The organism is Paraburkholderia sp. J63 (genome assembly GCF_905220245.1).
GTDB lineage: Bacteria > Pseudomonadota > Gammaproteobacteria > Burkholderiales > Burkholderiaceae > Paraburkholderia.
Genome location: NZ_CAJMZF010000010.1, coordinates 128,635 through 151,675 on the forward strand (window position 1 = coordinate 128,635; position 23,041 = coordinate 151,675).

Sequence of the window (23,041 nt, forward strand, 5' to 3'; positions counted from 1 at the left end):
AAGCTCAAGCCGCCAGCATCTCCTTCGCATGCCGCCGCGTAGTCGCGGTGATCTCCAGCCCGCCGAGCATGCGCGCGACTTCCTCCACGCGGCCCGGCCGGTCGAGCGGCGTGACGACCGAGACGGTGCCGCCGTTGCCGTCGCCGGACTTCGAGACCTGGAAGTGGTGATCGCCGCGCGCGGCCACTTGCGGCAGGTGCGTGACGCACAGCACCTGGCGCTGGTGGCCGAGCTGATGCAGCAGGCGCCCGACCACTTCGGCCACGCCGCCGCCGATGCCGGTGTCCACTTCGTCGAAGATCAGCGTGGGCGTGGGGCTCGCGGCGCTCGCGATCACGGCGAGCGCGAGGCTGATACGCGCGAGCTCGCCGCCCGAGGCGATCTTCGCGAGCGGCCGCAGCGGCACGCCCGCGTGGCCCGCCACGCGAAATTCGATCTGCTCGAGGCCGTGCGCGCCGCCAATCGGCTCGCCGTTCGCGCTGCTGCCGAGCGGCACCAGCGCGACCTCGAAGCTGCCGCCCGCCATCGACAGTTCCTGCATCCCTTGCGTGACCGCCGCGCCTAGCGCCCTGGCGGCCTTGGCGCGCGCCTTCGACAGCTGGCGGGCTTCGGCGAGATACGCGTCGTGCGCCTTGTCGGCGGCGGCGCGCAGCACGTCGAGATCGGAGGCGGCGTCGAGCGCGGCGAGCTGGGCGCGCCGCGCCGCGTGTTCCTCGGGCAGCGACTCCGCGTGGAGGCGGAACTTGCGCGCCGCCGAGTGCAGCGCGTCGAGCCGGTATTCGACCTGCGCGAGCCGTTGCGGATCGAGATCGAGCCGCTGCGCATAATGCGAGAGCGAGTAGGCGGCTTCCTGCAACTGGATCGCGGCGGGTTCGAGCGCGGCGAGCGCATCGCCGAGCGCGGGATCGACTTCGGCGAGATCGCGCAGCTTCGAGAGAATCGAGTTCAGATGCGAGATCATCGCCTCGTCGGATTCGGAGAGCGCGGCGAGCGCGCCCTGCACGCCTTCGATCAGATTCGCCGAATTCGAGAGCCGCACGTGCTCGGCGTTCACTTCCTCCCACTCGCCCGGTTGCGGCGCGAGCTTGTCGAGCTCGGCGAGCTGCCAGGCAAGGCGCTCGCGCTCGAGCTGCAGCTCGCGATCGCGTGACGTCGCGGTTTGCACGGCGAGGCGCGCGTCGCGGGCGGTGCGCCACGTGCGCGTGACGGCGGCCGCCAACTCGGTCAGGCCCGCGTGCGTGTCGAACAGCTCGCGCTGCGCGTCGGGGCGCATGAGCAGCTGATGCGCGTGCTGGCCGTGAATGTCGACGAGCCGCTCGCCCACTTCCCGCAACTGCGCGAGCGTGGCCGGCGTGCCGTTGATGAACGCGCGCGAGCGCCCGCCGCTGTCGACCACGCGGCGCAGCATCACCGTATCTTCGCCGTCGGGTGTCGCGAGCGCCTGCTCGTCGAGCCACTGCGCGATGTGCGGCGGGGCGTCGAACTCGGCGGTGATGTCGGCGCGGGCCTCGCCCGTGCGCACCACGCCGGCGTCGGCGCGCGTGCCGAGCGTGAGCGCGAGGGCGTCGATCAGGATCGACTTGCCTGCGCCGGTCTCGCCGGAGAACACGGAAAAGCCCTTGTCGAATTCGAGGTCGAGCGCGGCGACGATCACGAAGTCGCGGATCGAAAGATGGCGGAGCATGGCGGCGTCACTCTTCCGGGGCGTCTTGCAGCGAGGGGTGTTCGTTCCAGTGCAGCTTCTGGCGCAGAGTCCGGAAGTAGCTATAGCCGACCGGGTGCAGGAAAGGCACGGTATGGCGCGAGCGGCGGACCTCGATCACGTCGTTGAGTTCGAGGGCCGTGAACGACTGCATGTCGAAATTCACGTTGACGTCGCGGCCCGCGACGACCTGGATGCTGACCTTGCAGTCGTCGGGCAGCACGATCGGGCGATTCGAAAGCGCGTGCGGCGCGATCGGCACGAGCACGATGCCCTGGAGCTGAGGATGCAGCAGCGGCCCCTGCGACGAGAGCGAGTAGGCCGTGGAGCCCGTGGGCGTGGCGACGATCAGGCCGTCCGAGCGCTGGTTGTACATGAAGCGGCCGTCCACGTGCACGCGCAGCTCCGCCATGCCCGAAAAGCCGCTGCGGTTCACCACGACGTCGTTGAAGGCGAGCGCATGGTAGATCGGGTCGCCGTCGCGCGTGATGCGCGATTCGAGGAGCGACCGTTCCTCGCGCTCGAAGCTGCCCGCGAGCAGTTGCGGCACGACCTCCTGCATGTCGGAGAACGGGATGTCGGTGATGAAGCCCAGGCGCCCGTGGTTGATACCAATGAGCGGCGTGCGATAGGGCGCGAGCTGGCGGCCGATGCCGAGCATCGTGCCGTCGCCGCCGAGCACGACGGCCACATCGGCGCGCGCGCCGATCTCGGCGATCTGCAGCGCCGGATAGCCGGTGGCGCCGATCTGCTGGGCGGTGCTCGCCTCGAACACGACGTCGAAGCCGCGCTGCGAAATCGTCTGCGCGAGCGCCATCAGCGGCTCGCCGATGCCTTGCGTATTGCTGCGCCCGACGAGCGCAACCGTCTTGAACTGGCTCTGGATCTTCTGGATCTGCATGCCGGCATTACACCATAGTCGAGTCTCGAAAAGAACCTGGCGACCCACGCCCGCCGGGCGCGGGCGTGCGCTGCGCCCCTTTTTTGCAGGCGGCCGTGACACGGCGATGACGCGCCTATGACAGTGGCATAAATGCCGCCGTTTTTACAGGCCGCCCAGCATGGTATCCAGCAGGGCGCCCGGAGCGCCCCGCCAGGCGCCGCCGACCCGCGCTCGCGGGCCGCCAGCGCAGGCGAGCGCGGACTCGCCGCCAACCCGGCATTAGGCTAGAATTTTCAGTCATGCTAGATCCCCGCGCACAAACCCTCCTCAAAACGCTGATCGAGCGCTACATCGCCGAAGGTCAGCCGGTCGGCTCGCGCACGCTGTCGCGCTTTTCCGGCCTGGAGTTGAGCCCGGCGACGATCCGCAACGTGATGTCGGACCTCGAGGAGCTGGGGCTCGTGTCCAGCCCGCATACCTCGGCGGGGCGCGTGCCCACGCCGCGCGGCTATCGCCTCTTCGTCGACACCATGCTCACCGTCGAGCCCTCGGCCGACGAAGATGCGGTCACGCGCGCGGTCAAGACCACGCTGCGCCCCGGCGAGCCGCAGAAGGTGGTGGCGGCGGCGGCCAGCGTGCTCTCGAACCTCTCGCAATTCGCGGGCGTGGTGCTCACCCCGCGGCGCAGCCACGTGTTCAAGCAGGTCGAGTTCATGCGCCTGTCGGACAAGCGCATCCTGCTCATCATCGTGACGCCCGAAGGCGACGTGCAGAACCGCATCATGGCGACGCAACGCGACTTCACGCCTTCCGAGCTCATCGAAGCCTCCAATTACATCAACGCGCACTTTGCCGGCCTCTCGTTCGACGAGGTGCGCCGCCGCCTGCGCGAAGAGATCGACGCGCTGCGCGGCGACATGACCACGCTCATGCACGCGGCCGTGACCGCGAGCACCGACGAGACCGACACGGGCGAGACCGTGCTCATTTCCGGCGAGCGTAACCTGCTCGAAGTGGCCGATTTGTCGTCGGACATGGCGCGCCTGCGCAAGCTCTTCGACGTGTTCGACCAGAAAACGAGCCTCCTGCAACTGCTCGACGTGTCGAGCCACGCCCAGGGCGTGCAGATTTTCATTGGCGGCGAGTCGAACCTCGTGCCGATCGAGGAAATGAGCGTGGTGACGGCGCCCTACGAAGTGAACGGCAAGATCGTCGGCACGCTCGGCGTGATCGGCCCGACGCGCATGGCCTACAACCGCGTGATTCCGATCGTCGACATCACCGCGCGCCTGCTCTCCCTCGCGCTCAGCCAGAACTGAACCGGACACGTTTTTCTCGCGTTTCCCTGTGTATCCGGTGTATGCGTGATCATCGCCCGAAGCGGCGCGGCGCGCCATTGGCCGAATGGCCAGCGTGGCGAGCGCTGCCAGCATGATTCCAGGAATCGCTTCGGAGCGGGCCAGGCGCATCGAAATGCGCCCGCTATAATGCGCACTTGTGCAACCGTTGCCGCGCGTTGAAGTGCGGCGCCCCTGATCGCCTATGCGTTTCGACCTGGAGCGGCCCCTGCAGTCCGCCGTCGCGCATCGTGTCGCGGTGCTGCTCATCAATCTGGGCACGCCCGACGCGCCCACGCCGCGCGCCGTGCGCCGCTATCTCGCGCAATTCCTCTCCGACCCGCGCGTGGTCGAGATTCCCGCGCCCATCTGGCAGGTGATCCTGCGCGGGCTGATCCTGCCATTTCGCGGCCGCTCGTCGGCGAAGAAGTACGCGGCGGTCTGGTCTCCCGAGGGCTCGCCGCTGCGCGTGCATACGCAGAAGCAGGCCGATGGCCTGCGCCACCTGCTGCATCTGAACGACTACACGGTGCTCGTGGACTACGCGATGCGCTACGGCATGCCCGACATCCCGGCGATGCTGAACCAGCTCAAGCTCGCGGGCGCCGAGCGCATCCTGCTCGTGCCGATGTACCCGCAATACTCGGCGTCGACGACGGCGACGGCCTTCGATGCCGCATTCGCCGCGCTGCGGCGCATGCGCAACCAGCCGGAAATCCGCACGGTGCGCGCGTACCACGACCATCCGGCCTATATCGCCGCGCTCGCCGCGCAGGTGCAGCAGTACTGGCACGCGCATGGCCGCCCCGACTTCGCGGCGGGCGACCGCCTCGTGCTGAGCTTTCACGGCGTGCCGAGCCGCACGCTCGACCTCGGCGACCCGTACCACGATCAATGCCAGCAGACGGCGGCGCTCCTCATGCATGCGCTGGAGCTCACGGCGGTGGAGTGCCGCGTCACGTTCCAGTCCCGCTTCGGGCGGGCCCAGTGGTTGCAGCCCTATACCGCGCCGACGCTCAAGGAGCTGGGTCAGGGCGGCGTGCGCCGCGCCGATGTGTTCTGTCCCGGCTTTACGGCGGACTGCCTCGAAACCATCGAGGAAATCGGCATGGAGGTGCGCGACGAGTTCCTGCACGGCGGCGGCAAGGAGTTTCACCGCATTCCGTGCCTCAATGACTCGCGCGCGTGGATCGCGGCGCTGGGCGAAATCGTCGCGCAGAACCTGCAGGGCTGGCCGGTGCAGGCCGCGGCTCCGGCAGGCGCGGTGGCTTGAGCGCAGGCTGGGTAGAGCACTAAAAGCGCCAACTCTGGCCGACAGACCCGCGACGCTCAATCAGGAAGCAGCAGGAAGCCTCTATGAATTACAAGATCTCGACCGAACCCGGCGCGCGCCTGCGCATCGACAAATGGCTCTGGGCCGCACGCTTCTTCAAGACGCGTTCGCTGGCGTCGGACGCCATCGCCAAAAGCCGCGTGCGCATTGGCGGCGACGTGGTAAAGGCTTCACGGGACGTGCGCGTGGGCGACCTCGTGGAGATCGAGATCGAACACGTGGTGTGGGAAGTTAAGGTGATGGGCATCTGCGAAGTGCGCGGCCCCGCGAGCGTCGCCCAGACGCTCTACGCGGAGACGGAGAGCGGCCGCGCGCGACGCACGGCAGAGCAGGAGCGCAAAAAGCTCTTTCGCGAGCCGGCCGCCGTGCTGCACGGCAGGCCGACCAAGCGCGACCGCCGCACTATCGACAAACTTTCGCGTGAGGATTGAAGAGCGCCTCCATCGTGGCGTGGACGCCCCCATACTCCGTCGTGTTTTCGTTCACGGCGCCGGACATGCAGATGGTCGTGGTTCCAGCAATGAGTACCAGAGCGACCACCGAGATGGCAAAGGTCAGTTTCACGGTACTCCCCAAGGGATTGCTGCAAAACGCCCAGTACGAGGCCCGTTCGCGGACGGCGGCAGGGCCCATTCGGTGCGGTGCCGACTCAGGGTAAACACGTCGTGAGCAGCACCTGTTCCTGAGTGTAGGTCAGGGTTGCCCCGTACTCAATTTCATTCTTGCGGCGCTGCGGTAATGGTTGTAACGAGCGATTTCGGCGGTTTGATCCGTGTATAAAAAAGCGGCGCGAAGCCCTTGAAATAAGCGATCCGGCACCCACGTGCTGTCGCAATGAACAAAGCTGCTGTCGCGTCGGCGCAACGCTCGCCGGCCTGACGGACGATGCGGGCAACAATGGCCCGCGCTTTGCTCCCCTTTTTACTCTTCAACGACGTTCAGCGACATGGAAAACACGCAAGAGAACCCGACGAGCCAGAACCCCACGCCCGCGGACGAGGCGTCGCAGGCCGCTGCCGCCGGCGAGCCGCAACAACAACCGGCTGAAGGCGCCGCGCAGGCGCCGCAAGGCGAGGCCGAGGCAGCGCTCGTCGAAGCGCAGGCCAAGGTGGCCGAGCTGCAGGACGCATTCGTGCGCGCCAAGGCCGAAACGGAAAATGTCCGCCGCCGCGGCCAGGAAGACGTTGCCAAGGCGCACAAGTTCGCCATCGAGAGCTTTGCCGAGCATCTGCTGCCGGTCATGGACAGCCTCGAGGCCGCGCTCGCCCACGGTTCGGACGACCTCGCCAAGGTTAACGAAGGCGTCGAACTCACGCTCAAGCAGCTCGCCGGCGCGCTGGAGAAGGGCAAGGTGCTCCAGATCAATCCGGTCGGCGAGAAGTTCGACCCGCATCGCCACCAGGCCATCTCGATGGTGCCTTCGGAGCAGGAAGCGAACACGGTGGTCGCGGTGCTGCAAAAGGGCTATGTGATCGCCGATCGCGTGCTGCGCCCGGCGCTGGTCACGGTTTCGCAGCCGAAGTAACGCGTCCCGAGCGGCTTTTCGTAAGGTATCGGAAAGACTGGGCGGCGCGCTCCCCGCAGACGCGCCGCCGATTGAAAAAAATTAACGAATGCATAGCCCGAAGCTCTTGAAAACGCCTTTGCGGCACACATTTGGGCAGCAGTGAATTGAAACCGAATTGAACTGAGGCGAACGCCCCCGCACGACGCGAGAAGCGGCGAACGCCCAGCGATCAAAATCTGGAGATTGGACAAAAATGGGCAAAATCATCGGCATCGACCTCGGCACCACGAACTCGTGCGTGGCGCTGATGGAAGGCAATCAGGTCAAGGTGATCGAGAACTCCGAAGGCGCCCGCACGACGCCGTCGATCATCGCCTACATGGACGACAACGAAGTGCTGGTCGGCGCGCCGGCCAAGCGCCAGTCGGTCACCAACCCGAAGAACACGCTGTACGCGGTCAAGCGCCTGATCGGCCGCCGCTTCGACGAGAAGGAAGTGCAGAAGGACATCAACCTGATGCCCTACAAGATCGTCAAGCACGACAACGGCGACGCATGGGTCCAGGCGCACGGCAACAATCTCGCGCCGTCGCAGGTGTCGGCAGAAGTGCTGCGCAAGATGAAGAAGACCGCTGAAGACTACCTCGGCGAGCCGGTCACCGAAGCCGTGATCACGGTTCCCGCGTACTTCAACGACAGCCAGCGTCAGGCCACCAAGGACGCCGGCCGCATCGCGGGTCTGGAAGTCAAGCGCATCATCAACGAGCCGACCGCAGCCGCGCTCGCGTTCGGTCTGGACAAGGCCGAAAAGGGCGACCGCAAGATCGCCGTGTTCGACCTGGGCGGCGGCACGTTCGACATCTCGATCATCGAAATCGCTGATGTGGACGGTGAAATGCAGTTCGAAGTGCTCTCGACCAACGGCGACACGTTCCTCGGCGGCGAAGACTTCGACCAGCGCATCATCGATTACATCATCGGCGAGTTCAAGAAGGAGCAGGGCGTCGACCTCTCGAAGGACGTGCTCGCGCTGCAACGCCTGAAGGAAGCCGCTGAAAAGGCCAAGATCGAGCTCTCGTCGGGCCAGCAGACCGAAATCAACCTGCCGTACATCACGGCCGATGCCTCGGGTCCGAAGCACTTGAACCTCAAGATCACGCGCGCCAAGCTGGAAGCGCTGGTCGAGGACCTGATCGAGCGCACCATCGAGCCGTGCCGCGTGGCGATCAAGGATGCGGGCGTCAAGGTTGGCGACATCGACGACGTGATTCTCGTCGGCGGCCAGACGCGTATGCCGAAGGTGCAGGAGAAGGTCAAGGAGTTCTTCGGCAAGGATCCGCGCCGTGACGTGAACCCGGACGAAGCCGTGGCAGTCGGTGCCGCGATTCAGGGCCAGGTTCTGTCGGGCGACCGCAAGGACGTGCTGCTGCTCGACGTCACCCCGCTCTCGCTCGGTATCGAGACGCTCGGCGGCGTGATGACGAAGATGATCAACAAGAACACCACGATCCCGACCAAGCACGCTCAGGTCTACTCGACGGCCGACGACAACCAGGGCGCCGTGACGATCAAGGTGTTCCAGGGCGAACGCGAAATGGCAGCGGGCAACAAGCTGCTGGGCGAGTTCAACCTCGAAGGCATTCCGCCCGCACCGCGCGGCGTGCCGCAGATCGAAGTGAGCTTCGACATCGACGCGAACGGCATTCTGCACGTCGGCGCGAAGGACAAGGCGACCGGCAAGGAAAACCGCATCACGATCAAGGCGAACTCGGGTCTGTCCGAAGCCGAAATCGAGAAGATGGTGAAGGACGCCGAAGCGAACGCGGAAGAAGATCACCGTCTGCGTGAGCTGGCCGACGCGCGCAACCAGGGCGACGCGCTGGTTCACAGCACGAAGAAGGCCGTGGCCGAGTATGGCGACAAGATCGACGCCTCCGAAAAGGAAAAGATCGAAGCCGCGCTCAAGGATCTCGAAGACGCACTGAAGGACGCGTCGGCCGACAAGGCGGCGATCGAAGCGAAGGTCGAGGCACTGTCGACGGCGTCGCAGAAGCTCGGCGAAAAGATGTACGCCGACATGCAGGCTCAGCAAGGCGCGGCCGGTGCGGCGGCAGGCGCCGCGGGTGCGGGAGAGGCCGCTGCGCAGAACAGCGCCGACGACGTGGTCGACGCCGAGTTCAAGGAAGTCAAGAAGGACTAAGTCTGTTCGTTCAGGGCCAGGGCATCCGGCGCGACTCGCGCCGGATGCTTGAGGAATCGGCCCGAACCGGAACGACTGAACAGACCGAAGCACGGCTGCATCGGTTACGATGCGGGTCGGCATTGGAGCGCCTGGCGAGCCTTTTGGCTTTCCGGGCACATTTGTTTTATGGAGGCCGTTCTCTTGCAGGGGCCGCCGGGGCGCGAAAACGTCCGCGCGGCGGTTCGAGGGAGCGGCAAACGGGTCACGAGATCCAGCATTCAAGAGGAGCCGGTGTGTGCCGCAAGGCGCGCGGCCGGCGTTGAACCGATATGGCGAAACGGGATTACTACGAGGTTCTGGGCGTCGCGAAAAACGCGAGCGACGACGAAATCAAGAAGGCGTATCGCAAGCTGGCGATGAAGTACCACCCCGACCGCAATCCGGACAACAAGGATGCGGAAGAGCATTTCAAGGAGGTCAAAGAAGCCTATGAAATGCTGTCGGACTCGCAAAAGCGCGCGGCTTACGACCAGTACGGCCACGCGGGCGTCGATCCCAACATGGGCGGCGCGGGCGCGCAGGGCTTCGGCGGTTTCGCGGACGCCTTCGGCGACATCTTCGGCGATATCTTCGGCCAGGCCGCCGCCGGCGGCGGCCGCGGCGCGCGCGGCGGCCCGCAGGTGTATCGCGGCGCGGACCTGCGCTACAGCATGGAGATCACGCTGGAGCAGGCGGCGCACGGCTACGAGACGCAGATCCGCGTGCCGGGCTGGAGCGGCTGCGAAGTCTGTCACGGCTCGGGCGCGAAGCCCGGCACCAAGCCCGAAACCTGCCCGACCTGTCACGGTTCGGGCTCGGTGCGCATGTCGCAGGGCTTCTTCAGCATCCAGCAGACGTGCCCGAAGTGCCACGGCACGGGCTCCTACATTCCCGAACCCTGCACGCACTGTCACGGCGCGGGCAAGGTGAAGGAAACCAAGACGCTCGAAGTGAAGATTCCGGCGGGTATCGACGACGGGATGCGCATCCGCTCGGCCGGCAACGGCGAGCCTGGCATCAACGGCGGGCCGTCGGGCGATCTCTACGTCGAGATCCACATCAAGCAGCACTCGGTGTTCGAGCGCGACGGCGACGACCTCCATTGCCAGATGCCGATTCCGTTCACGACGGCGGCGCTCGGCGGCGAGATCGAAGTGCCGACGCTCGCGGGCCGCGCGAGCTTCACGGTGCCCGAAGGCACGCAGTCGGGCAAGACTTTCCGTCTGCGCGGCAAGGGCATCAAGGGCCTGCGCTCGAGCATTGCCGGCGATCTGTACGTGCACGTCCAGGTCGAAACGCCGGTCAAGCTCACCGAGCAGCAGCGCGATCTGCTCCAGCAGTTCGAGAAGTCGCTCGTGGAAGGCGGCTCGCGCCATAGCCCGCAGAGCAAGAGCTGGTTCGACCGCGTGAAGAGCTTCTTCGATTGATCGGGACGCGCGTTTGTAAGCGCGTTTGTACGCCGCCTCGTGCGGCGTTCGTTCTCTTCGTACGGTAGCAGGCGGTAACGTCAATGGCAGTGAACCAGGGCGCGGCGGCGGGTGACGCAGTTTTTGCGCTGCTCGACGACGGCGATTCGACGGCGGCCAGCCGTTCGAGCCGCCTCTACACGGGGTTCGTGCGCGCGATCGCGTGCGAGCGTGCATCGGATCTCGACGCGGCCTGCCGCGAAGTGAACGACGAACTGGGCGCGGGCCGCTTTGCGCTCGTGCTCGGCGACTACGAATTCGGCCGCGCGCTCGAATTCGCGAAGCGCGACGCCTCATCCAGTGAAACGCAGCACGGCTTTGCCGCGCTGCGTTTTTTATTGTTCGAGCGCTGCGAGCGATTCTCGCGCGACGAAGCCGATGCCTGGCTCGCCGCGCGCGAGGGCAGCGATGCACCGGCGCCCGCGGGCGTCGCCGGCGTGACGATGGGCGTCGACCGCGCTCGCTTCGAGCGCGACATCGGCGCGGTGCAGGACGCGTTGCGCATCGGCGACTCGTATCAGATCAACTACACCTACCGGCTGAGCTTCGAGGCGTTCGGCGCGCCGGTGGCGTTGTACCGGCGCTTGCGCGAGCGTCAGCGCGTGCGCTACGGCGCGCTGATCGCGCTGCCGGGCGACCGCTGGGTGCTCTCGTGCTCGCCCGAGCTTTTCGTCGAAAAGCATGGCGAAACGTTGCGCGCGAGGCCGATGAAGGGCACCGCCGCCCGCTCTACCGATGCGGCCGGGGATGCCGCCGCCGCGCGGTTTCTCGCGAACGATCCCAAGAATCGCGCCGAAAACGTGATGATCGTCGACTTGCTGCGCAATGACGTGTCGCGCGTTGCGCAGACGGGATCGGTGCGCGTACCGGCGCTGTTCAGCGTGGAGCCGTATGCGTCGGTCTGGCAGATGACGTCGACGGTCGAGGCGAAAGTGCGTCCCGGTACGACGTTCGCCGATGCAATGCGCGCGCTGTTCCCATGCGGCTCGATCACAGGCGCGCCCAAGCATCGCACGATGGAGTTGATCGAGGCGCTCGAGCATGGTCCGCGCGGGCTTTATACGGGCACTATCGGTTGGCTGGACGCCCCGAACGATGGCGCGGTGTGCGGCGACTTCTGCCTTTCGGTCGTGATCCGTACGCTCACGCTCGACGCTGCGAAACCCGGAGTGTCCGGCGCAACGCGGCGCGGCGAGATGGGCGTGGGCGCGGGCATCGTGCTGGACAGCGTGGCCGCCGACGAATACGAGGAGTGCCGATTGAAAGCGCGTTTTCTCACCCAGGCCGATCCCGGCATCGAACTCTTCGAGACGATGTACGCGACACACGCGCAAGGCGTGCGTCACGTCGATCGCCATCTCGCGCGGCTGGCGGCGAGCGCGGCATGGCTCGGCTTTCCGTGCGATGTCGATGCGCTGCGCGCGCGTCTCGCTGAAGCATGCGCGGCGTTTGCCGACGAGGATGCGCCGCATCGTTTGCGCCTCGCGCTCGGCAAGAGTGGGGCGGCAACGCTGACCAGTGCACCGCTTGCGCCGCTCGCGCACGACACGGTCGGCGTGTTGCTCGCGCCCGATCACGGCTTCGCGCCGGTCGCGTCGGCCGACGCGCTGCTACTGCGCAAGTCGACGCGCCGTGCCGAGTTCGACCGCGCATGGCGCGAGGCCGAAGCGCAGGGTGGCTTCGACATGCTGTTCTTCAACGAGCGCGGCGATCTGACCGAGGGCGGGCGCTCGAACGTGTTTGTGAAGCTCGATGGGCAATGGTGGACACCGCCGCTGACGTCGGGGCTGCTGCCCGGCGTGATGCGCGGCGTCTTGCTCGACGACGCGGCGTTCGGAGCGCGCGAGCGGGTGCTCACGCGCGAGGACGTGCTGAACGCCGAGGCATTGCTGTTGACGAATGCGCTGCGCGGCGCTGTGCCGGCACGCTTGATTCGATGAGCGTGCGCCTCGCGCATCCACGAAAAGGGTCGGGCGCGTAGCACCGGCAGAAGAAAGCGAGCGTAAAAAAAGCGCGTCCCGCAAGGAACGCGCTTTTTTGCATTCTGCACTATCGCGCCATGCCAGCCATCAAGCCCGCATCAAAACACGTGCTCAGGCCCCGGAAACGTGCTTTCCTTCACCGCCTTCACATACGCGCGCACGGCCGATTCGATATCGGGCTGTCCCGCCATGAAGTCCTTCACGAAGCGCGGACGCTTGCCGGGGAAAATACCGAGCATGTCGTGCAGCACGAGCACTTGGCCCGAGCAATCGAGGCCCGCGCCAATCCCGATCGTCGGAATGCGCAGTTGCTTCGTGACCTGCGCGCCGAGCGCCGCCGGCACCGCCTCGATCACCACGAGTTGAGCGCCCGCCGCTTCGAGCGCCAGCGCGTCGCGCACGAGCTGCGTGGCGGCCGCATCGGTCTTGCCCTGCACCTTGAAACCGCCGAACGCGTGCACCGACTGCGGCGTGAGGCCGATATGCGCGCACACCGGCACCGCGCGCTCGACCAGCATCTTGACCGTGGGCGCGAGCCATTCGCCGCCCTCGATCTTCACCATCTGCGCGCCCGCGCGCATGAGCTTCACCGAACTCGCAAAGGCGTCCTCGGGCGTGCCGAACGTGCCGAACGGCAGGTCGGCGATGATCAGCGCTTTCGGTTGCGCGCGCGCGACGCAGGCCGTGTGATAGGCGATGTCTTCGAGCGTGACGGGCAGCGTTGTCGTGTGGCCCTGGAGCACGTTGCCGAGCGAGTCGCCGATCAGCACCGTATCCACGCCCGCGCGGTCGCACAGCGCCGAGAAGCTCGCGTCGTAGCACGTGAGCATGGCGATCTTCTCGCCGGCGTCGCGCATCGCCTGGAGCTTGGGCACCGTGACCGCGCTGCGGCTCGTTTCCTGCAGGTAAGTCATGGGAAATCCGAGAGTCGATTAGAAAGAGAAAAACCGGACGGACGGCACGCGCCGCTTAGAGCGACGTGCCCTTGACGAACGATTCCTTGCGGCCGCGCATCGTCTCGATACGCTCGGCGATCAGCGCAAGGTCCGCATCGGAGTCGAGCGGGTTCAGATTCTCGACGCCGACGGTCAGCACCGGCGCACGGTCGTAATGATAGAAAAATTCGTTATAGCTGTCGCACAGCGCCCGCAGGAAGGTGTCGGAGATGTGCTGCTCGGCCGCCACCGCGCGCTTCTGGATGCGCGCGTAGAGCGCCTCGGGGCTCGCCTGCAGATACACCACGAGGTCGGGCGGCGGCGCCTCCACGCGCAGCCGCGCGGCCAGCGCCTGGAACAGCGGCAGCTCTTCTTCGGAGAGCGTGAGGCGCGCGAACAGGTCGTTGCGCTCGGCAAGGAAGTTCGTCACGAGCGGCGTGCCGGCGGCGCGCTGCGCGGCCACCTGCTGCGAGAGATGCTCGCGCTGCAACGCGACCGCGAGCTGCGCGGCCAGCGCGTGGCGCGACGTATCGCGGTAAAAACGTTCGATAAACGGGTTGTCGGCGCGCGAGCCGAGCAGCGTCTGCATCTGCCAGCGCTCGGCCAGACGCGTCGCGAGCGCGGTCTTGCCCGCGCCGATCGGCCCTTCGATCGCGAGGTACTGGAGCGCGGGCCGTGCGGCGCGCGCGGTGACCGTGGTGGAGAACGGCAGGGGCGTGCTCATCGGCAAGTGCCCGGAGAGCGCTGCGATGAGGACGAGGGCGCCGTGCTATCGGCGGCTGCGTCGGCGGGTTTGCTGGCTTCGGGATCGGCGAGGCACTGGCACAGCGGCTTCATCTTTTCGATGCGCTGGTCCGCGACGGCGGGCAGGAACGTGCTGACCACGCCCCGGCCCGGAATGGCGAGCTCGGGATCGATCTCGGCGAGCGGCGCGAGCACGAACGCGCGGCCCGTCATGCGCGGATGCGGCACGATCAGGTCGGGCTCGTCGATGACGGCCTCGCCATACAGCAGGATGTCGATGTCGAGCGTGCGCGGCGCGTTGCGAAACGGACGCTCGCGGCCGAAGTGGTGCTCGATGCGATGGCACAGGCCAAGCAGCTCGCGCACCGAAAGCCGCGTGTCGAGCTTCACGACGCAGTTGAAATAGTCGTCGCCGCCCGCGTCGATGGGCGCGGTGCGGTACAGACTCGATTTGGCGAGTACGGTGATGGTGTGCTGCTGCGCGAGACACACCACCGCGTCTTTGAGAGTCTGGCGCGCATCCCCCAGATTCGCGCCGATCCCCAGCCAGGCAACCGTCATGGCTTGACTTCCTCTGTTGCGGAAACGCATTCGACATGCGCGCACGGGGCTGAGCACGGCATGGCTTCAGTCCTCGTGCGGCTCGTCGCTGTCCCCGCCGTAGGTGGATGCCGCCTCGGCGCTTTCGGCGCCCGCTGCGGCTTCGCCCGTTTTGCGGTTCTTCGCGCCGCCACGGCGGCGGCGCTTGCGCGGCGCGCGCTCCTTGCTGCCGCCCGAGGCGAGCAGCGTTTCGCGCGCGGCCGAGTCGCCGTCGATGAAGTCGGTCCACCATTGACCCACTTCGGCGTCGAGCTCGCCCGATTCGCAGCGCAACAGGAGGAAATCATACCCCGCTCTGAATCTCGGGTGTTCCAGCAGCTTGATCGCGCTGCGGCCGCGTTTTTCGAGGCGCAATTGCAGGCCCCAGATCTCGCGCATGTCCGACGAGTAGCGGCGATGGATCGCGAGCTTCTCCGTCTGCGCGTCGATCACGTCGTCCATCGCGCGATGCAGCGCCGGCACGGGGAGCTCGCCCTCGGCCGTGTATTGCTGCAGGCGCTGCTGCACGTCGTGCCAGAGCAGCGTCGCGAACAGGAAGCCCGGCGAGACCGGCTTGCCCGCGCGCACGCGCGCGTCGGTGTTCGAGAGCGCGAGCGTGATGAAGCGCTCGCCCTGCGGCTGCTCGAGGACCACGTCGAGCAGCGGCAACAGACCGTGATGGAGGCCTTCCTTGCGCAGCCACTTGAGGCATTCGAGCGCGTGGCCCGAGAGCAGCAGCTTGAGCATCTCGTCGAACAGGCGCGCCGCGGGCACGTTGTTGATGAGGTCCGCGAGCTCCTTGATCGGCGCACGCGTGTGTTCCTCGATCTCGAAGCCGAGCTTCGCTGCGAAGCGCACCACGCGCATCATGCGCACCGGGTCTTCACGATAGCGCGTGAGCGGGTCGCCGATCATGCGCAACAGGCGCGCGCGCATGTCGGCCATGCCGTTGTGATAGTCGAGCACCGTCTGCGTGGACGGGTCGTAGTACATCGCGTTGATCGTGAAGTCGCGGCGCGTGGCGTCCTCGTGCTGCTCGCCCCAGACGTTGTCGCGCAGCACCCGGCCGCTCGCGTCCACGTGGTGGGTCTTGCGGTCGAGCTCGTCGCGGCGCATGCGCTTCGCGGGCGCCGCGTCGGCGGGCGGGGCCGCCGGGGCATCGACGAGCGCACGGAAGGTCGAGACCTCGATGATTTCCTGGCCGAACTGCACGTGCACGATCTGGAAGCGCCGGCCGATGATGCGGGCGCGGCGGAACAGCTTCTGCACCTGGTCGGGCGTGGCGTCGGTGGCCACGTCGAAGTCCTTGGGCGCGACGCCGAGCAGCAGATCGCGCACCGCGCCGCCCACGATGAACGCGCGAAAGCCCGCTTGCTGCAGGCCTTCGGTCACGCGTACCGCGTTGCGGGAGATGAGCGAGGGATCGATGCCGTGGATGTCGGCGGAGAGGACGACGGGCGTGGCCGGGTCGGGCGCGCCTTTGCCCGCGCGCGGTTTGGCCTCTTTCTTGATGGTGACCGTCTTGCGGCGCGGGCGGCCGGTGGCATCGCCAGCGGCTTCGCCCTGCATGGCCGCGGCCAGCGCGGTGTCGCCGTTGCCGGCCGGGGCGCCTTCCGTGGCGGAGGCGTCGTCCTGGCCGAACAGCTTGCGGATGAATTTCTTGATCACGATGCCTGGAACAAATCGAGGATGCGCCAGCCTGCTTTTTGCGCGTGGGCGCGCAGGGTGTCGTCGGGGTTGGTCGCGATCGGGTCGGTGACTTTTTCGAGCAGCGGAATGTCGTTGTGCGAGTCGCTATAGAAGTAGCTGCGCTCGAAGTCCGACCAGGTTTTGCCGAGCGAGGCGAGCCATGCCTCGACGCGCACGATCTTGCCTTCGCGGTAGCTCGGCGTGCCCGTCGGGCGGCCAGTGAAGGCCGAGGCCGGATGGCCGTCCACGGTTTCGACCTCGCAGCCGATCAGCTTGTCCACGCCGAACACCTCGGCGATGGGCGCCGTGATGAACTCGTTGGTGGCGGTGACCACGCAGCAGAGGTCGCCCGCTTCCTTGTGCTGCTGCACGAGCTCGACGGCGGCCGGCACGATGGTCGGGTTGATCACTTCGTGCATGTACTGGTCGTGCCACTGCTTCAGCTGCGCGCGCGAATACTTGGCGAGCGGCGTGAGCATGGCGACGAGATACGCGTGAATGTCGAGCTGGCCGGCCTTGTAGTCGGCGTAGAAGCGGTCGTTCTGCTCGGCGAAGCGCTCGGCGTCGACAATGCCGAGCTTCACCATGAAGCGGCCCCATTCGTGGTCGCTGTCGGTGGGGATCAGCGTGTGATCGAGATCAAAAAGTGCAAGATTAGCCATGGGCGCTCATTCTACTTGAAGCGGGTGAAGCCGTTGCTGGTGCCCGCTGCGGCCGGCGAGGCGGGGCGCTGAGGGTGTTCCTGGTGCTTGGGGCCGTCGGGATGCGGGGCGTCGGGCGATTCGGCGGACGGTGCGGACGATGGCGCCGGGGTTGGGGCGTTCGCCGCCGTGCCTGGGGCGGGCGAGTGCTCGCCGTGCGTCGGGCTGGATGGGGCCGGATCGGTGGGCGGCGCGGTGTCGGCGGAGCTTGCGGGATCGGTTGGATTGGCCGGATCGGCGGAATCCGAAGGCGGATCGAGATCGCCGTCGAGTTCGCCGTTCATCTCGCCGCTGACGTCGGCTTCGACCTCGCCCTGAAGCTCGGCGCCCAGCTCGCGGTGGACGACGTCGCGGAATTTGGCCCCCAGTTCGCCTTCGACATTGTCGGTCGGCGGCTGGAATGGCGGCGCTCCGAGCGGCGCGCGCGGTTGCAGGGCGGGGGCTTTCGGGGCTTCGTAGGCGGCAGCGCTGCCGGATGCAGGGTTGTCCGGGTCGGCGGGCGCAGGCGTGGGCCCGGCCTGCGGCGTCTCTTGAGACGGGAACAGTTCGAGTTCGACGCCGTGGGCACCGTTTCGCTCAGCGCTATCCGCAGGCGTACCAGCGGTATCGGCCGATTCGGGCGCAACGTCTTCCTGAGCGGGGATGCTCTCGCTCGCCTCGCCTGGATGCGTGGCGGCGGTTGCCTCGCCGGTGCGCGGATCGACCTCGCCATCCGCGGTCTCGACGCCCGACATATCCTCGCCCGACGTATCAACACCCGCCTCATCCTCGCTGCTCGCGAGCATCGTACGCAGTAGTGGCAGCGTCACCGCGCGCTTTTGCTCGAGCGAGAAGCGGTCGAGCGCGTCGAGCAGGCGCATGAGGCTCGGCATGTCGCGGCGGAAGTGCGTGAGCAGGTAGGCCGGCACGTCGTCGGCGAGATTGATGCCGCGCTCGCGCGCCGCGTGCTTGAGCACGGCGGCCTTGCCCGCGTCGGAAAGCGGCGCGAGGTGGAACACGAGGCCCCAGCCGAGGCGCGTGCGCAGGTCCTCGCGCACCGCGAGCCCCATTGGGGGTGCGTTGCCGGTGGCGACGAGCGCCGTCTTCGGGTGCGAGCGCACTTCGTTGAAGAGATTGAACAGCGCAATTTGCTGGGCGCCCGAGAGCGAGTCGCAGTCGTCGACGGCGTAAATCGGCACCTGCGGGTCGAACGTGAAGGCGGCGAGGCCGCTCTTCGGCCCGATATAGCGCACGCGGCCCGGCGGCGTTTCGAATGCGAGCGCGTGCAGCAGATGCGAACGGCCGTTACCGGGCTCGCCCCAGACGTAGAACGTCCGGTCGACCTTCGGGTCGACGGCGGGGCCCGCGGCCAGCGCCGCGTCGAGCCCGCGCAGCCGCGCGACCAGCTCCGCATTGGCGCCGGTATGGAAGTTGTCGAAGGTCGATGGCGGCGGGGTGCCGAGATCGAGCGTTAGCTGTCGCTGCACGGTGTGTCTGGCCGAAGGGGCTCTGTCAGTTCCTGTCGCGCGCGGCCCACACGAAGGCCTGGCGCTGATATCGCGTGTAAATCGTTGTGTTCGGCGACAAAACGGGGTTTCCGATCGACGCGCCCGCTCCGCTACTACCAAAATACTCACACGGGCCGCGGCGGCGGGGCGCCTTCAATCGGTTAAAATCGCATTTTACCGACCTTCTGCCTCTTCCCCATGAATCAACCGAAATCCGGCCCCGCTAACCAGGACCCAGCGCAGGAGCAAGGCCTCTCCTACCGCGACGCAGGCGTGGACATCGACGCGGGCGACGCGCTCGTCGACCGCATCAAGCCCTTTGCGAAGAAGACCCTGCGCGACGGCGTGATGGGCGGCATCGGCGGATTCGGTGCGCTCTTCGAAGTGCCGAAGAAGTACAAGGAACCCGTGCTGGTCTCGGGCACCGACGGCGTGGGCACCAAGCTGCGCCTCGCGTTTCATCTGAACAAACACGATACGGTCGGCCAGGATCTCGTCGCGATGAGCGTGAACGACATCCTCGTGCAGGGCGCCGAGCCGCTGTTCTTCCTCGACTATTTCGCGTGCGGCAAGCTGGACGTCGATACGGCGGCCACGGTCGTGAAGGGCATCGCGCAGGGCTGCGAGCTTTCGGGCTGCGCGCTGATCGGCGGCGAAACGGCCGAAATGCCGGGCATGTATCCCGATGGCGAGTACGACCTGGCCGGTTTCGCGGTGGGCGCGGTGGAGAAGAGCAAGATCATCGACGGCAGCACGATCGTCCCCGGCGACGTGGTGCTGGGCCTTTCTTCGAGCGGCATCCATTCGAACGGCTTCTCGCTCGTGCGCAAGATCATCGAGCGTGCGAACCCGGACCTGAACGCCGACTTCGACGGCCGCTCGCTGGCGGACGCCCTGATGGCGCCCACGCGCATCTACGTGAAGCCGCTGCTCAAGCTGATGGAAACCATCGCCGTGAAGGGCATGGCGCACATCACCGGCGGCGGTCTGGTCGAGAACATTCCGCGCGTGCTGCGCGACGGCCTCACGGCCGAACTGAACCACGCGGCGTGGCCGCTGCCGCCGCTGTTCTCGTGGCTGCAGAAGCATGGCGGCGTGGCCGACGCGGAGATGCATCGCGTGTTCAACTGCGGCATCGGCATGGCCGTGATCGTGGCGGCGGATCAGGCCGATGCGGCGGCTTCGCTGCTGGCGGCCGCGGGCGAGCAGGTCTGGAAGATCGGCGTGGTGCGCGAGAGCAAGGAAGGCGAGGCGCAGACGGTGGTGGTCTAAGACGCTTCTGCACGGCTGCCCCCGGCGAGTATCGGGGTTCCGCAAAGCTGAAACATACGCGCCGGACGGTGGGCTTTCAAAGTGCGCCGGCCGGCGCGAAGTCATTTCTGACCTGACTGCGATATGCGCGGTGTTACAACACCGTCCTCACATGCCAAAGCTCGGGAAACAGCACGACATCGAGCATCTTGCGCAGATACGGCGCGCCGTTCGTGCCACCCGTGCCCTGCTTGAACCCGATAATCCGCTCGACCGTGGTGACATGGCGGAACCGCCATTGGCGGAATGCGTCTTCGAGATCGACGAGCTCTTCGGCCATCTCGTACAAATCCCAGTACTGCGAAGGATTGCGATAAACCTCGAGCCACGCGGCCTCGACCGATGCATCGTGCTGCGTCGGCTGCGTCCAGTCACGCGCCAACCGCTCGGGCGCGATGGCAAAGCCACGCCGCGCGAGCAACCGGATCACCTCGTCGTAAAACGAAGGCGCCTCCAGCGTGGCCTTCACTTGCGCGAGAATTTCAGGCCGATGCTCGTGCGGCTTGAGCATCTGCACGTTCTTGTTGCCGAGCAGAAATTCGATCTGTCGATACTGATACGACTGGAACCCCGACGACGCGCCCAGATACGGCCGCATCGCCGTGTACTCCGACGGCGTGAGCGTGGACAGAACATTCCATGCCTGCACTAGCTGTTCGAGAATGCGCGAGACGCGTGCGAGCTGCTTGAACGCGGGCGGCAGCTCGTCGCGATGCACGCACGCGAGCGCCGCGCGCAGCTCGTAGAGCGCGAGCTTCATCCAGAGCTCGCTCGTCTGATGCTGGACGATGAACAGCATCTCGTTGTGATCGGGCGAGAGCGGATGCTGTGCGTTGAGCACGGCGTCGAGCGAGAGGTAGTCGCCGTAGCTCATCGACTTCGAGAAGTCGAGCTGGGCTTCGTGCCAGCCTTCGCCCTTTTGCGTTTCCGCCGAAGCGGCTGGCGCGGTCGTGCCCGCTTGCGGCGCTGTCGACGTAGCGCCATGCCCGAACGGGCAGCCGCCGCGTGCCGCTTCGTTAGCGTCCTTGGACGGAGCAGAGGCCGCGTCGGTGTCGGGCACGCCCGGAATTTGCATGTGGTCGGTCATCTCGCGCTCCTCAGGTCACCGCGCCGCGCGCGGCGAATTCGGGCTTGCGCCAGCTTTCGGTCGCGAGCACGTCGCGCAGCGTTTCGACGGCGTCCCAGACATCGGCGAAGCTCAGGTAGAGCGGCGTGAAGCCGAAGCGCAGCACGTGCGGCTCGCGATAGTCGCCGATCACGCCGCGCGCGATCAGCGCCTGCATCACTTCATAGCCGTGCGGATGCTCGAAGCTCACGTGCGAGCCGCGTTGCGCATGCTCGCGCGGCGTGACGAGCGTGAGCGGGTAGTCCTTGCAGCGCGTCTCCACGAGTTCGATGAAAAGATCCGTGAGCGCGAGCGACTTGCGGCGGATCGCCTGCATGTCGGTTTGCAGGAAGACGTCGAGGCCGCATTCCACGAGCGCCATCGAAATGATCGGCTGGGTGCCGCAGAGGAAGCGGCCGACGCCGGGGTCCGGGCGGTACACGGGGTGCATCTCGAACGGCGACTTGTGTCCCCACCAGCCCGACAGCGGCTGCGAGAACGCATCCTGATGGCGCTTGGGCACCCACACGAAGCCGGGCGAGCCAGGGCCGCCGTTCAGGTACTTGTAGGTACAGCCAACCGCGTAGTCGGCGTTCGCGCCGTTCAGGTCCACCGGCACCGCGCCGGCCGAGTGCGCGAGGTCCCACAGCGCGAGCGCGCCTTGCGCGTGGATATGGTCGGTGAGCGCGCGCATGTCGTGCATCTCGCCGGTGCGGTAGTTCACGTGCGTGATCATCGCGACGGCCACGTCTTCGCGGATCGCGGCGGGCAGCTCGCGCGGATCGTCGACGAGGCGCAGCTCGTAGCCGCGATCGAGCTGCTCGATGAGTCCTTGCGCGATGTACAGGTCGCTCGGGAAATTCGAGCGCTCGGAGACGATCACACGGCGCTTCGGATCGCGCGTGTTCGCCACGCGCAGCGCGGCGGAGAGCGCCTTGAAGAGATTGATCGAGATGGTGTCGGTGACGACCACTTCATCTTCTGCCGCGCCGATCAGCGGCGCGAGCTTGTTGCCGAGGCGCTTTGGCATGGCGAACCAGCCCGCCGTGTTCCAGCTGCGGATGAGGCCGTCGCCCCATTCGCCGCCGATCACGGCCTGGGCGCGCGCGGCGCTCGCCTTGGGCGGCACGCCCAGCGAGTTGCCGTCGAGATAGATGGTCTCGGGCGCGAGCGCGAACTGCTCGCGCAGTGCCGCGAGCGGGTCGGCGCGGTCGAGCGCCAATGCGTCGTTACGGTCGTTCATGTCGGTTTTTCGGTGCGGTGAAGGTGTTGGGTCGGGGCGATTGATGTGAAAGATTCGATCAGGATTCGCGGCGTTTCAAGGCATGCGTGGCGTTCATGCTCGCGCGGGCAGCGTGCGCAGCACGGCGCGCACCGGGCTCGCATCGAGCGTCGCGAACTTCAGCGGCAGCGCGATCAGCTCGTAATCGCCGGGCGCGATGGCGTCGAGCACGATGCCTTCGAGTATCGCCATGCGATGCGCGCGGATGCGGTGGTGCGCGTCCATCGTCTTCGATTCCTGCGGGTCGAGCGAGGGCGTGTCGATGCCAATCAGGCGCACGCCGTGCTCCGCGAGCAGGTCGATCGTCTCGGGCGCGACGGCGCAAAACGCGCTGTCCCAGCGATCCTGCGGGGCGCTGGCGTAGGTGCGCAGCAGCACGCGCGGCGGGATGTCGGCGAGCGTCCCCTGCACGTGCCCGGGCAGCACGAGCGGCGCCGTACCAACGCAATCAATCACGCGGCACGCGCCGATATAGGCGTCGAGCGGCACGGCGCCGATGGGCGCGCCCGTCTCGTCGTAGTGCAGCGGGGCGTCGGTGTGCGCGCCGGTGTGGGGCGACAGCGTCACGCGCGCCACGTTGACCGGCGAGCCGGCTTCCATGCGCCAGACGCGCTCGACGCCCACGGGCGTGTCGCCGGGCCAGACGGGCGTTTCGGGGCGAATGGAGGGGGAAATGTCCCAGAGGTCGTTCATCGTCTCAACCAGGTTGTCCGGTCCCACACAAGGGGCGTTTTTCGAATGATAGGCAACCCGCCGCGAAATGTGCTTGCGAAAAAA

Annotated in this window: 19 protein-coding genes and 1 pseudogene; 8 read left to right on the forward strand and 12 right to left on the reverse strand. The window is 66.7% G+C overall.

Features of this window, described 5'->3' with window-relative positions:
- Positions 1-4: 4 nt before the first annotated feature.
- Together recN and U5775_RS13595 are read right to left on the reverse strand one after the other, a co-directional pair.
- Positions 5-1,684 (reverse strand): DNA repair protein RecN, encoded by a 1,680-nt coding sequence (recN, locus tag U5775_RS13590; RefSeq protein WP_322058646.1) that lies wholly within the window; start codon positions 1,682-1,684, stop codon positions 5-7.
- Between the two features lie 7 nt (positions 1,685-1,691).
- Complete coding sequence (locus U5775_RS13595; RefSeq protein WP_322058647.1) at positions 1,692-2,603, reverse strand: NAD kinase; 912 nt, start codon at positions 2,601-2,603, stop codon at positions 1,692-1,694.
- 281 nt (positions 2,604-2,884) lie between these two features.
- On the opposite strand from U5775_RS13595, the gene hrcA reads away from it, so the two are divergent.
- The 3 genes from hrcA (at position 2,885) to U5775_RS13610 (ending at position 5,686) form a co-directional block, all read left to right on the forward strand.
- Entirely contained in the window at positions 2,885-3,904 is a 1,020-nt protein-coding gene (gene hrcA, locus U5775_RS13600; RefSeq protein WP_322058648.1) for a heat-inducible transcriptional repressor HrcA, read from the forward strand.
- A 223-nt stretch (positions 3,905-4,127) separates the two neighbouring features.
- Positions 4,128-5,195, forward strand: a complete 1,068-nt coding sequence (gene hemH, locus U5775_RS13605; RefSeq protein WP_322058649.1) for a ferrochelatase — start codon at positions 4,128-4,130, stop codon at positions 5,193-5,195.
- A gap of 83 nt (positions 5,196-5,278) precedes the next feature.
- Positions 5,279-5,686: an RNA-binding S4 domain-containing protein gene (locus U5775_RS13610; RefSeq protein ID WP_322058650.1), complete on the forward strand. Its 408-nt coding sequence runs from the start codon at positions 5,279-5,281 to the stop codon at positions 5,684-5,686.
- A gap of 285 nt (positions 5,687-5,971) precedes the next feature.
- On the opposite strand, the gene U5775_RS13615 is transcribed toward U5775_RS13610, so the two are convergent.
- Entirely contained in the window at positions 5,972-6,187 is a 216-nt protein-coding gene (locus U5775_RS13615) for a hypothetical protein (RefSeq protein WP_322058651.1), read from the reverse strand.
- A gap of 14 nt (positions 6,188-6,201) precedes the next feature.
- Here U5775_RS13615 and grpE point away from each other — a divergent pair, with 14 nt between their 5' ends.
- The 4 genes from grpE (at position 6,202) to pabB (ending at position 12,389) form a co-directional block, all read left to right on the forward strand.
- The gene (gene grpE, locus U5775_RS13620; protein ID WP_322058652.1) at positions 6,202-6,780 is read left to right on the forward strand and encodes a nucleotide exchange factor GrpE; all 579 of its coding nucleotides are present in this window, start codon (positions 6,202-6,204) and stop codon (positions 6,778-6,780) included.
- 235 nt (positions 6,781-7,015) lie between these two features.
- Positions 7,016-8,962, forward strand: a complete 1,947-nt coding sequence (gene dnaK / locus U5775_RS13625; protein ID WP_322058653.1) for a molecular chaperone DnaK — start codon at positions 7,016-7,018, stop codon at positions 8,960-8,962.
- Positions 8,963-9,273: 311 nt separating this feature from the next.
- The gene (gene dnaJ, locus U5775_RS13630) at positions 9,274-10,410 is read left to right on the forward strand and encodes a molecular chaperone DnaJ (protein WP_322058654.1); all 1,137 of its coding nucleotides are present in this window, start codon (positions 9,274-9,276) and stop codon (positions 10,408-10,410) included.
- An 83-nt stretch (positions 10,411-10,493) separates the two neighbouring features.
- A complete protein-coding gene (gene pabB / locus U5775_RS13635; protein ID WP_322058655.1) occupies positions 10,494-12,389 on the forward strand; it encodes an aminodeoxychorismate synthase component I in 1,896 nt (631 codons plus the stop codon).
- Between the two features lie 140 nt (positions 12,390-12,529).
- Here the strand turns inward: pabB and panB are convergent, their stop codons facing one another.
- The 6 genes and pseudogenes from panB to hda all read right to left on the reverse strand — a co-directional run.
- Positions 12,530-13,345 (reverse strand): 3-methyl-2-oxobutanoate hydroxymethyltransferase, encoded by an 816-nt coding sequence (gene panB, locus U5775_RS13640; RefSeq protein ID WP_322058656.1) that lies wholly within the window; start codon positions 13,343-13,345, stop codon positions 12,530-12,532.
- Between the two features lie 55 nt (positions 13,346-13,400).
- Positions 13,401-14,090 (reverse strand): deoxynucleoside kinase, encoded by a 690-nt coding sequence (locus U5775_RS13645; RefSeq protein WP_322058657.1) that lies wholly within the window; start codon positions 14,088-14,090, stop codon positions 13,401-13,403.
- Entirely contained in the window at positions 14,087-14,671 is a 585-nt protein-coding gene (gene folK, locus U5775_RS13650; protein WP_322058658.1) for a 2-amino-4-hydroxy-6-hydroxymethyldihydropteridine diphosphokinase, read from the reverse strand. The genes U5775_RS13645 and folK overlap by 4 nt, the downstream gene beginning before the upstream one ends.
- Positions 14,672-14,737: 66 nt before the next feature.
- Positions 14,738-16,357: a polynucleotide adenylyltransferase PcnB gene (gene pcnB, locus U5775_RS13655; protein ID WP_322058659.1), complete on the reverse strand. Its 1,620-nt coding sequence runs from the start codon at positions 16,355-16,357 to the stop codon at positions 14,738-14,740.
- Entirely contained in the window at positions 16,354-17,040 is a 687-nt protein-coding gene (locus tag U5775_RS13660; RefSeq protein WP_322058660.1) for an HAD family hydrolase, read from the reverse strand. The genes pcnB and U5775_RS13660 overlap by 4 nt, the downstream gene beginning before the upstream one ends.
- An 806-nt stretch (positions 17,041-17,846) precedes the next feature.
- Positions 17,847-18,545: pseudogene (gene hda / locus U5775_RS13665) on the reverse strand (DnaA regulatory inactivator Hda); the annotation flags it as partial.
- Between the two features lie 219 nt (positions 18,546-18,764).
- Between hda and purM the strand changes: the two are divergent.
- A complete protein-coding gene (purM, locus tag U5775_RS13670; RefSeq protein ID WP_322058661.1) occupies positions 18,765-19,838 on the forward strand; it encodes a phosphoribosylformylglycinamidine cyclo-ligase in 1,074 nt (357 codons plus the stop codon).
- 133 nt (positions 19,839-19,971) lie between these two features.
- Here purM and kynA read toward each other — a convergent pair whose 3' ends face one another.
- From kynA to kynB, 3 genes are all read right to left on the reverse strand, one after another.
- Positions 19,972-20,964 carry a tryptophan 2,3-dioxygenase gene (gene kynA / locus U5775_RS13675; RefSeq protein WP_322058662.1) on the reverse strand — a complete coding sequence of 331 codons (993 nt, stop codon included), beginning with the start codon at positions 20,962-20,964 and terminating at the stop codon, positions 19,972-19,974.
- A 10-nt stretch (positions 20,965-20,974) separates the two neighbouring features.
- On the reverse strand, positions 20,975-22,225 hold the full coding sequence (gene kynU, locus U5775_RS13680; RefSeq protein WP_322058663.1) for a kynureninase: 1,251 nt from the start codon (positions 22,223-22,225) through the stop codon (positions 20,975-20,977).
- Between the two features lie 93 nt (positions 22,226-22,318).
- The gene (gene kynB, locus U5775_RS13685) at positions 22,319-22,957 is read right to left on the reverse strand and encodes an arylformamidase (RefSeq protein ID WP_322058664.1); all 639 of its coding nucleotides are present in this window, start codon (positions 22,955-22,957) and stop codon (positions 22,319-22,321) included.
- Positions 22,958-23,041 lie beyond the last annotated feature (84 nt).